The sequence below is a fragment of the Pseudomonas sp. PDM24 genome, assembly GCF_019218905.1.
Taxonomy (GTDB): Bacteria; Pseudomonadota; Gammaproteobacteria; order Pseudomonadales; family Pseudomonadaceae; genus Aquipseudomonas.
In genome coordinates this window covers 1-1,417 of record NZ_JAHUWR010000016.1, presented here as the reverse complement: position 1 = coordinate 1,417, position 1,417 = coordinate 1, and the positions used below count along the sequence as shown (strand labels likewise).

1 rRNA gene is annotated in these 1,417 nt (G+C 53.0%); it reads right to left on the bottom strand.

From position 1 onward, the window contains the following. Positions 1-19: 19 nt before the first annotated feature. Positions 20-1,417: ribosomal RNA gene (locus KW837_RS28530) — 23S ribosomal RNA — on the bottom strand; the annotation flags it as partial.

The window sequence follows — 1,417 nt, the reverse complement described above, 5'->3', positions numbered from 1 at the left end:
CAAATTGCTTGGGTGTTATATGGTCAAGCCTCACGGGCAATTAGTATTGGTTAGCTCAACGCCTCACAGCGCTTACACACCCAACCTATCAACGTCGTAGTCTTCGACGGCCCTTCAGGGGACTCAAGGTCCCAGTGAGATCTCATCTTGAGGCTAGTTTCCCGCTTAGATGCTTTCAGCGGTTATCTATTCCGAACATAGCTACCCGGCAATGCCACTGGCGTGACAACCGGAACACCAGAGGTTCGTCCACTCCGGTCCTCTCGTACTAGGAGCAGCCCCTCTCAAATCTCAAACGTCCACGGCAGATAGGGACCGAACTGTCTCACGACGTTCTAAACCCAGCTCGCGTACCACTTTAAATGGCGAACAGCCATACCCTTGGGACCGGCTTCAGCCCCAGGATGTGATGAGCCGACATCGAGGTGCCAAACACCGCCGTCGATATGAACTCTTGGGCGGTATCAGCCTGTTATCCCCGGAGTACCTTTTATCCGTTGAGCGATGGCCCTTCCATACAGAACCACCGGATCACTAAGACCTACTTTCGTACCTGCTCGACGTGTCTGTCTCGCAGTCAAGCGCGCTTTTGCCTTTATACTCTACGACCGATTTCCGACCGGTCTGAGCGCACCTTCGTACTCCTCCGTTACTCTTTAGGAGGAGACCGCCCCAGTCAAACTACCCACCATACACTGTCCTCGATCCGGATAACGGACCTGAGTTAGAACCTCAAAGTTGCCAGGGTGGTATTTCAAGGTTGGCTCCACGCGAACTGGCGTCCACGCTTCAAAGCCTCCCACCTATCCTACACAAGCAAATTCAAAGTCCAGTGCAAAGCTATAGTAAAGGTTCACGGGGTCTTTCCGTCTAGCCGCGGATACACTGCATCTTCACAGCGATTTCAATTTCACTGAGTCTCGGGTGGAGACAGCGCCGCCATCGTTACGCCATTCGTGCAGGTCGGAACTTACCCGACAAGGAATTTCGCTACCTTAGGACCGTTATAGTTACGGCCGCCGTTTACCGGGGCTTCGATCAAGAGCTTCGCGTTAGCTAACCCCATCAATTAACCTTCCGGCACCGGGCAGGCGTCACACCCTATACGTCCACTTTCGTGTTTGCAGAGTGCTGTGTTTTTAATAAACAGTCGCAGCGGCCTGGTATCTTCGACCGGCGTGGGCTTACGCAGTAAATGCTTCACCCTCACCGGCGCACCTTCTCCCGAAGTTACGGTGCCATTTTGCCTAGTTCCTTCACCCGAGTTCTCTCAAGCGCCTTGGTATTCTCTACCCAACCACCTGTGTCGGTTTGGGGTACGGTTCCTGGTTACCTGAAGCTTAGAAGCTTTTCTTGGAAGCATGGCATCAACCACTTCGTGTTCTAAAAGAACACTCGTCATCAGCTCTCGGCCTTA